The sequence below is a fragment of the Nonomuraea sp. NPDC048882 genome (assembly GCF_040649755.1).
GTDB classification, from domain to species: Bacteria; Actinomycetota; Actinomycetes; order Streptosporangiales; family Streptosporangiaceae; genus Nonomuraea; species Nonomuraea maheshkhaliensis.
Window position 1 is genome coordinate 1 of sequence record NZ_JBEZGB010000048.1, and the last position, 9,026, is coordinate 9,026.

The following is a 9,026-nucleotide window of genomic DNA, read 5'->3' on the forward strand; positions in this document are numbered from 1 at the left end:
CGATTACCAACCTCAGGCAAACCCCAGCAAGACGAAACCCCCGAACCCGTAGGTTCGAGGGTTTCCGATGTCCTGAGACATCACAGTGTGCCCCCGGCAGGATTCGAACCTGCGGCACCCGCTTTAGGAGAGCTCGAGTCTTTTCGAGTCCAACATGTCTATTGATGGGCGATATGTGGTTTCTGTCCACCGTGCATTGACGCCTCGGCAAGGACCTCCTATCGTCCATCGCTTGACAGGCGTTTGGCCTGGTCAAAACGTTACGCGCGGTCGGAGCCCTGCAAGGCGTTCCCGCTATTCATATGCGGATGCTCTTGTGAGCTGCAGATCCGGTGGTCCGGCCGGGCCAATTGACGCTGCCTCGCCGACGCCAGATGGATGAGCGCTGGGCATGAGTGCCTGGTCGCGGACGGCGAGGTTCTGTGGCGTCGGCGGCCCGTCTCTCCGCTGCCGGGCGTCCGAGCAGCTTGTCAATGCTGCGTCGTTCGCGTTCGATGGGACGGCCCGCGCGCGCCGCACGTCCGTACGGCCACCGTCACGGTCTCCTAATTGGCGCGGACGGGGCGGAGGGCTCTTGGCGATGTAGTACTCGGCCGCGCCCCGGCAGGCGTCGGACGCGATCGAACGCGTCTCGGCCAGTCGCACTGCTCAAGCCCGGCGGTCCACGAGCGCCCGGCCGCTGACCTGGTGCTCGGATGCTGTACTGAGCGATGCGACAGCTTGTGGAAGGCGCAACGGGGAGGCGGACTCGCCTGTGGCGCCGACAAAGACGTTGTCGAATGAAGGTCGCGCATGTCTGACTCCGCTGGTCAATGTGACTCATGTCACAAAGTATCGACCATCTGGTAAGGGGAGTTTCTACAAGCTGGTTGACATGCAGTGCGCCTCGCTGTGGATCAAAAAAGCGACATTCCGTAACGTTTGCGGCGAACTTGCGGCTGTTGACCTCTAGATGATCGTCGATCAAGATCCGGACTGATCGTCTTTATCTACTCCTTACGGCCTGACGCGGCCTCTTCCGAAGGCCTGCGTCAGCGTGCCCTGAAGAGGTGGCGACATGCGAACCTGGCGACGGTTACGGACGACGGTGCTGATCATCGCGGTGGCGATGGCATTAGTGATCTCCGGCTTGGGGGTGCCTGACAATCTCGTGTTTCCGGCGGCGGCGTCGGTTTCCGGGCCGGATCCCGAGACATCGGTGGATGGCCGACCGGTGGCGAAGGCCAAGACGGTCAAGGGGGCGGAGGAGTCCCAGCCGAAGGTCGAACGCAAGGAGCCGGTGTGGCCGAAACCGGGCACGGCGCAGGTGGATCCCGGCGAGAAGGCGGTAGCGGCGGGCGCGCTGCCGGTACGGCTCTCCGAGGTTAAAGGCGCGGCCGAGGTCGGCGCGGTGAAGGTGGAGACGCTGCCCGCCGACACCGTGCAGAAGCTGGGCGGGATAGGCATCGCCGCCCGGCTGACCGGCGACAGCGCTGGAAAGGTGCGAGCGGAGTTCTCGTATGCGAGTTTCCGCGATGCCTACGGCGGCAACTTCGCCACCCGCCTGCAGCTGCTGCGGCTGCCGGCGTGTGCGCTGACGACGCCGCGCCCGCGCGATTGCGTCGTACGCCCGCAGCCGGTCAAGGCGCACAACGACGTCAAGACCGGCACGCTGACGGCCGACCTTGACACCGACCCGGCCACCGGCAAGGCAGCGGCGCTGACGCTGCCGAAGAGCCAGAGCGGCAAGGACGTCAAGACGGCCGATGCCCGCGCCGGGCAGGCGTTCACGTCCGGGTCGGTGTACGTGCTGGCGGCCGGGATGACCGGCCCGGACGGCAACTTCGGCGCCACCGACCTCAAGCCGTCCGGCACCTGGCAGGCCGGCACGTCCGGCGGCGGCTTCTCCTACGACTACCCGCTGCCGGAGGCGCCGTCACCGGTCGGTAACGGGCCGAACCTGTCACTGCAGTACGACGCCTCGTCGGTGGACGGCGAGGGCCACTGGACCAACAACCAGTCCGGCGTGACCGGGATCGGCTGGAATGTGTCGGCCGGGTTCATCGAGCGCAAGTACCGCCGGTGCACCGCCTGGACCGAGTACGACCCGGACACCGCCGCGCTGATCTGGCACGCCGACGAGAACGGCCCCTATGGTTCGGCGGTCTGCTGGGAGTCGCCCGACGAGTTGGCCACCGACGTCACCAAGGACTACACCCAGTCGGAGCTGGTGCTGAACCTGGCCGGCCGGTCGGCCTCGATCGTCAAGGACCGCACCAGCGGGTTGTGGAAGACGGTGCCGGACTTCGGCTGGAAGATCGAGCATCTCACCGGCGGCGCGGACGGCCTGGAGTACTGGAAGGTCACCTCCTCCGACGGGCAGGTGCACCGCTTCGGCTACAACAAGGACGCGCAGTGGCAGTTGCAGTACGTGGGCAACCAGCGTGCCGAGCTGTGCGCGGACCGGTACTTCAACGACATGATCCCGCCGACCTGCACCGGTGTGTGGCGGTGGAACCTGGACCAGTCGATCGACGCCAACGAGAACGTCATCGACTACACCTATGAGCGCGAGACCAACTACTTCTGCATGCCCGACTGTGTCTCCGAGGTCTACGTGCCGCTGCCGTACGATCGGGGCGGTTTCCTCAAGCAGATCAGCTACGGCCACAACACCCAGGTGTCCGGCAGCACGCCGACCTCGCGGATGACGTTCACCACCTCCGACCGCGGCGGCCTGGACGTGCCGACCGACCTGACCTGCGGCCCGTCCTGCACGACCAACGACGCGGTCGCGTTCTACTCCACCCGCAAGCTGGACTCGGTCCTCACCGAGTCCAAGAACCCTGCCTCGGGGGTGTGGGAGCCGGACACCCGCACCGACTTCCGCTACCGGTGGATCTACACCCGCACCGACTTCGGCCCCGCCTATGACCCGGTGCTGTGGCTGGACAGCGTGCAACAGACCGGCCTGGCCGGCACAACCACGCAGAAGCTGCCGCCGGTCAGCTTCGACGCCGCCATGGTCGCGGGCCGGATGGACTACGACAACTGGTCGGACTGGACCGACTTCCTGTCCTGGCGGATGGTGCCCCGCGTGGCCGGCATCGGCAACGGCATGGGCGGCCGGATCGAGGTCACCTACGGCCAGGCCGACCCGTGCGGCGGCGGCAAGGGCCGTGACGGCACCAACTACTTACCCGACGCCACCGGCGACTGCTACCGCGTCGACTACGACTACAACGAGGAGACCGGCTACGAGAGCTGGGGCCGCTTCTTCAAACAACTGGCCATGAAGGTGACCGAACGCGACCTGGTCGGCGGCTCGCCCGACATGGTCACCAGCTACGACTACCTCGGCGCCCCGCGCTGGACCAACCCGGTGAACTTCGCCCAGCCCGACCTCTCACCCGGCGGCAGCGACTGGCGCGGCTACAGCACTGTCCGCACCACCCGAGGCTCCGGCAGCGACCCCAACGGCTACACCGTCACCTCCGACACCTTCTACCGCGGCATCGACGGCGCCACCATCACCACCTTCGAAGGCACCACGGCCACCGACTCCCGCGCCCTGCAAGGCCAGCTCCTCCAAGAGCAGACCTGGAAACTGACCGCCACCGACCCGCGCACCTACACCGAAGCCGAATCCACCCGCTACGAATACCAGATCGCCTCCACCGGCACCGGCCCCGGCGTCCTGGACCCGGCCTTCGTGCACCGCACCCGCGAACGCACCCGCGAACTGGTCACCGGCGGCACCTGGCGCTGGAGCGACCAGCGCACCGCCTACAACGCCGACGGCCAGCCCACCACGGTCAACGACTACGGCGACACCGCCCTCACCACCGACAACATATGCACCAGCACCACATACGCCCGCAACCCGGCAAACGGCATCACCAGCCTGCCCTCCACCGTAGAAAAGCGTTCCGGCGACAGCTGCACCACCGGCACCGTGCTCGGCAAGACCATCACCCTGTACGACGGCGGCACCGACCCCGCCACCAACACCCCCAGCGACGGCAACGTCACAGAGACCCGCTCCTACGCGAACGCCACCACCATCTCCACCACCAAGAACACCTACGACGACTACGGCCGCCCGCTGACCGCCACCGACGCCCTGAACAAGGTCACCACGACGGCCTACAGCCCGGTGGTGGGCTGGCCGCACCAGGGTGTGACGGTTACCAATCCCAAGAATCACGTCGTCACAACGTTCTCCTCCCACCGCAACGGTCTTCCCACCAAGGTGGTGGACGCCAACGGCAAGACCATGGAGATCGACTATGACGCCCTCGGCCGGACGTCCACCCTGTGGGAGCCGGACCAGCCCAGGAGCGCGGGAACCCCGACCGCGACGGTGGCCTACGACATCCCGTTCAACGGCAACCTGGGCCAGCCCACCGCCCCGGCCAGGACCACCATGCGCAAGCTCCTGCGCGGCACCACGTACATCTCGACATACAGCTACGACGACGGTTTCGGCCGACCTCGCGAGACGCAGATGAGCTCACCCGCCGGTGGCCGTGTGGTCTTGCTGACCACGTACGATGCCCGCGGCCTGGCGGCGGCGACCTCCCAGCCCGTGCACAACGCCGCCGATCCGGGCAGCGGTCTGCTCAACCCGGCGCTGACCACGCTGCCTTCGTGGACCAAGAAGGTCTACGACAGCATGGAACGGCCTACCGCGGCCATCGAGTATCACCTTGCCGCCGAGTTCCGCCGGACTGTAACCGCCTACCCGGGCCTGGACCGGGTCGAGGTCACGCCACCGGTCGGCGGCAAGACGGCCACCGTCTCCGACGTCTTCGACCGCACGATCAAGACCGAGGAGTGGAAGGACGCCGCCACCCACCACGACACCACCTACACCTACAACGCCGCCGGCAACCTCTCCACGATCACCGATGCCAACGGCAACTCCCGTACGGCGAGCTACGACTGGCTTGGCCGCCGCACAGCCGCGAGCGATCGTGACTCGGGCAGTGCTTCCTACGGCTACGACGCCGTAGGAAGGCTCGCGTGGAGCATCGACGGTAACGGCACCAAGGTCTCGAACGTCTATGACGACCTCGGAAGGCGCACCAGCCAATGGCAGGGAGATCCGCAGAACGGGACGAAGCTCACCGAGTGGACCTACGACGAGGTCGCCAAGGGGTACCCGTCATCCTCGACGCGATACGTCGGTGGCAACGCGTACACGGAGAGGGTCCTGGCCCTGGACAGCTCCTACCGGGCCACTGCCACCAAGGTCACCATCCCTGCCTCTGAAGGAGCCCTCGCGGGCGACTATGAGTTCACCGCCAAATATGACGTGGCGGGGCACCTGGTAGAGCAAGGGGCACCTGGCAAGGGCGATCTCCCGGCTGAGAAGCTCGCCCTCGGTTACACCGATCTGGGTCTGCCCAGCAGCCTGACGTCCGACTACGCGAGCGGGACCACCTACGTCAAGGAGAGCGTTTACTCGGCGACCGCTCGGCTCAACGAGCGCGAATACGGCGCCAACTCCCAGGTCAGGCGCACGTTCACCTGGGATGAAGGTACCGGCTGGCTCAACCGCCTCACCACCACCTCCGGCTCGCAGGTCGCCCAGGACGACAACTTCACCTACAGCAAGGGTGGCCAGATAAGCACGATCAAGGACGCGACTTCCGGGCAGGCGGAGTGCTTCGGCTATGACGGGCTGAACCGGCTGACCTCCGCCTACACCACGACCGGCGCCTCCTGCGCCGCGTCCGCCGACAACCAGGGGCCTGACCCCTACAGCCAGTCCTTCGCCTACGACGCCGTCGGGAACATGACCTCCGCCAGCGACAACGGCGTGACCTCCACCTATGGCTACCCGCCCGCCGGAGCATCGTCCGTACGGCCCAACGCCGTCACTTCGATCACCGACCCCGGCGGGACCGACACGTACGGCTACGACGACGCCGGCCAGCTCGTCACCCGCACCGTGGACAACAAGCAGGCCACCTTCACCTGGGACTCCCTCGGCCAGATGGAAAAGGCCACAGTCGATGGCGCTGAGACGTCCATGGTCTACGACGCTGAAGGTGAGCGGCTGATTCGGCGTGACCCTGACGGCTCGTCCACCCTGTACCTAGGGACGATGGAGATCCGCGCCGTTGGCGGAGTCGCCCAGGCCACCCGCTACTACTCGGGTCCCGACGGCACGGTGGTCGCGATGCGGACCGCCGCAGGTGTGAAGTGGATGGCCTCCGGGTTGCACGGTTCGACCCAACTCGCCATCGACGACGCCACCGGCCAGGTCGCCCGGGAGAGGTATCGCCCGTACGGGCAGCGCCGCGGCCAGGACGATCTGCTGTTCACCGACCGCGGCTTCCTCGGCAAGACCGAGGACGAATCAACCGGCCTCGACTACCTGTCGGCCCGATACTACGACCCGAGAATCGGCAAGTTCGTCTCCACCGATCCCTTGCTCGACCTGTCCAAACCGCAATGGAGCAACCCTTACTCCTACGCCGGGAACAACCCGATCGGCGCCTCCGACCCCTCGGGGCTGAAGGTCATCGACGATGTCGGGCCGGTCGACGCGTGCGCCAAGCCCAAGAGCGCGGCCTGCAAAGTGCAGCGCAAACGTCAGGCCGAAGCCGAGGCCAGAGCGGCCCAGGGCGAGGTGGACCGTCAGCTCAAGGCACTGATCGACTCTGTGATGGCCCTGGCGAAGATCGCGGCCGACGAGCTCGGCATCACCGCTGGCATCAAGTGCTTCGCCAGCGGGGACCTGGGCGCCTGTGGCGAGACCGCGCTCAACATCCTGGGTTCGCTCGCGGGCGGTCTCGCAGGCAAGCTCGCTGCGAAGTACGCCCTGCCATGGAAGTGGAAGAAGGCGTACGAGCTCGGCAAGAGAGTCTGGAAACACGCCGGCGACGCCATCAGCGCCTTCAAGAACTGGCTCGCGGCGAAGGACCGGCTCAAGCTCGCTGCGAGAAAGGTGCAGAGCGCGACCGAGGCGCTGGGGGTGGGCAAGTCCTGCCCGATAGGCCGGAAGAACAGCTTCACGCCCGGAACCCTGGTGGTGATGGCCGACGGATCCCGGAAACCGATCGAAGAGGTAGCCACTGGCGACATGGTCCTCGCCACCGATCCCAAGTCCGGTCAGACGCGGGCGGAGCGGGTCATCGCGGTGATCGCCGGCAAGGGCGCCAAGAACCTCGTCCAGGTCACGGTCGACACGGACGGCGAGCGCGGTGACGGCGTGGGTGTGGTCGTCGCCACCAGCGAGCACCCCTTCTGGTCACCGGACCAGCGCGCATGGGTCGAGGCGGGGGATCTGTCGGCCAGCTCGTGGCTGCGTACCAGCGCCGGTACGTACGTGCAGGTGAGCGCCATCGCCAAGAGTTCCAGCAGCGATCAGCGTGTCTACAACCTGGATGTCGCCGGCTCCTCCACCTACCACGTGGCCGTCGGAGGCGCCGACGCACTCGTCCACAACGACGATCTTTGCGGTATCGACAACCTCGCCCATGGCAAGATGCTTTACCACACCATCGACACGCCTCAAGGCAAGATTGAGATATTGGCTACGGTAAGTATCGAAAATGGGCAGGTGACCTTGTCGGACATCGCGATCTTCGGCACGACGGGTGACATGGCACGTGGATCGCTCGGAACGGGAGGCGCGGGTCTCTTGCTCCGTGAAGTACGCAAGGTCCTTCTTCCGGCGCTGGGCGCTCAGGGATTCAAGTCCCTGCGCGTTCGCGGAGTACGCGTCACGGGCCCGGTCGGGCACCGGCCGGATCTCGAATTCAAGGTGCCGGGCGCAGACAGCTAGGCGAAGAGAATGCTCTCCAAGGAACAGCATGCCGAATTCCTCGCGAACGCGAAGAAGGAATTGGAGGCGGGCGTCGATGTCAACGTGCTGATCGGGTCCATGAGAAGGAACGGGTTCACGCCGGTCGATTGCATCCGCGGGGTCATTGACCTGCTGGGCTGCTCGCTGGCGGAAGCGACGGAGAAGGTCGCCTCCAGCCCGGCGTGGTCCGACTTGCACAGACGGGCCGGGGACGGGACCGTGTCCTGATCCTGGCCACGTCGCATCCCATCGCATCCCATCGCATCGCCGAGCGGGTTGACGACGAGGGTGACGATTTCCGAGAATCGTCACCCTCGTCTCTCGTTGCCCGCAGGCCGCTATGGTCGGTTTCCCGAAACGAAGCACGTGCAGAGCGATCTGTACCTCGACGGGAGCGTCACGTTGGGTGGGTGCCTCAAAAGTGCCACGGAGGCACCCACCAGCAGTGGTCCTGAGCGTCACGCTGGCCGCGGTGGAAGCGCAGCTGCCCACCTGCGTCCCGGTCTTTGGCGATACCCAGCAGCTCGTCAGCGGCCTCCAACAGGTCCTCGGGGCACACCAGGGTCTCCAAGAAAGTCGGAGCGGTTCAGTCTTCACTCCTGCCGCAGTCAACGCGTCGATCAGGCCGGTGGCGCGTGCCGCGGTCAGGTCATGCGTGGCACCGGGCAGCGCAGGCTCTCAGAGAAGTGGCAGCACCTGATCGACGCCTTCGACGCCGCCATCTGGCACCGCTGAGTCAAGGTGCCAGAGCGGGCCGTTTCACGAGCGAAGAGATGGGTGCCGGAAACTTGGAAACGCTGCGTGGTCGTGGGCAGGTAGATCGAACACCGGTGGCGCTACACGCCGTCCCCGCCCCTGGGATCGATTGCCGTCTTCGGCGCCGACGTCCGGAGGGGTGCTCGGCCTGCTGCAAGCACCTACGGCACAAACCTCAAGGTCCTCGCTGAACGCTGAGACAGCAGATGACGGCACTACTGGGGTGGGCCCGGCGGATGGAATGTGGGCCCGATCATCACGTGGCTCTGAGAAACGCGCCGCGGCGGGGGGTGCGCGGACGTATCTTGGCATGATCAACAGCTGTGCTGGTCGCATGTTCGGGCGGTTGTACGGTAGGCAGCCGTAGCTGCTCAAATTAGCCTCGGGCTTTCGCGGTGAATTTCGCGCAGGTTGATCGGCTACATAAGAAAAGTGCTTCCGAGCTGGGAGGATGGGGCTTGTCTAGAGTCCT

General features: G+C 66.0%; 2 protein-coding genes and 1 pseudogene. 2 read left to right on the forward strand and 1 reads right to left on the reverse strand.

Annotation, left to right across the window (positions count from 1 at the left end; genetic code table 11):
- Positions 1–1,213 precede the first annotated feature (1,213 nt).
- Together AB0C27_RS56055 and AB0C27_RS56060 are read left to right on the forward strand one after the other, a co-directional pair.
- The gene (locus AB0C27_RS56055) at positions 1,214–7,777 is read left to right on the forward strand and encodes an RHS repeat-associated core domain-containing protein (RefSeq protein WP_357863608.1); all 6,564 of its coding nucleotides are present in this window, start codon (positions 1,214–1,216) and stop codon (positions 7,775–7,777) included.
- Positions 7,778–7,786: 9 nt separating this feature from the next.
- Positions 7,787–8,026: a hypothetical protein gene (locus AB0C27_RS56060; RefSeq protein ID WP_237104864.1), complete on the forward strand. Its 240-nt coding sequence runs from the start codon at positions 7,787–7,789 to the stop codon at positions 8,024–8,026.
- Between the two features lie 360 nt (positions 8,027–8,386).
- Here the strand turns inward: AB0C27_RS56060 and AB0C27_RS56065 are convergent.
- Positions 8,387–8,473: pseudogene (locus AB0C27_RS56065) on the reverse strand (IS5/IS1182 family transposase); the annotation flags it as partial.
- Positions 8,474–9,026 lie beyond the last annotated feature (553 nt).

What these genes read in the sequence shown, in the direction of transcription:
- AB0C27_RS56060 (WP_237104864.1), top strand. Translation starts at nt 7,787, where the DNA reads ATGCTCTCCAAGGAACAGCATGCCGAATTCCTCGCGAACGCGAAGAAG.